General features: G+C 70.4%; 1 protein-coding gene. It reads left to right on the top strand.

What is annotated here, in order from left to right; translation table 11 throughout:
* Positions 1-405 (top strand): aldehyde dehydrogenase family protein (locus IG98_RS0144100; protein ID WP_030926694.1); only part of this gene is annotated, 405 nt, incomplete at both ends.

The following is a 405-nucleotide window of genomic DNA, read 5'->3' as shown; positions in this document are numbered from 1 at the left end:
GCGGCCTGGCCCGCCTGGCGGGACACCTCGCTGACCCGGCGGGCGGGGGTGCTGTTCCGCTTCCGTGAGCTGATGTACGCCCACCGCGACGAGCTCGCGGCGCTGGTCAGCGCCGAGCACGGCAAGGTCCACTCCGACGCGCTGGGCGAGGTCGCCCGAGGCCTGGAGGTCGTGGAGTTCGCCTGCGGCATCCCGCACCTGCTCAAGGGCGGTTTCTCCGAGGGCGTCTCCACCCGGGTCGACTCCTACTCGATCCGGCAGCCGCTGGGCGTGGTCGCCGGGATCACCCCGTTCAACTTCCCGGTCATGGTGCCGATGTGGATGTTCCCGATCGCGATCGCCTGCGGCAACACCTTCATCCTCAAGCCCTCGGAGAAGGACCCCTCGGCGTCGCTGCTGATGGCC

The sequence above is a fragment of the Streptosporangium amethystogenes genome (assembly GCF_000721075.1).
Lineage (GTDB): Bacteria > Actinomycetota > Actinomycetes > Streptosporangiales > Streptosporangiaceae > Streptosporangium > Streptosporangium amethystogenes.
This window is presented reverse-complemented; position numbering and strand designations above follow the sequence as displayed.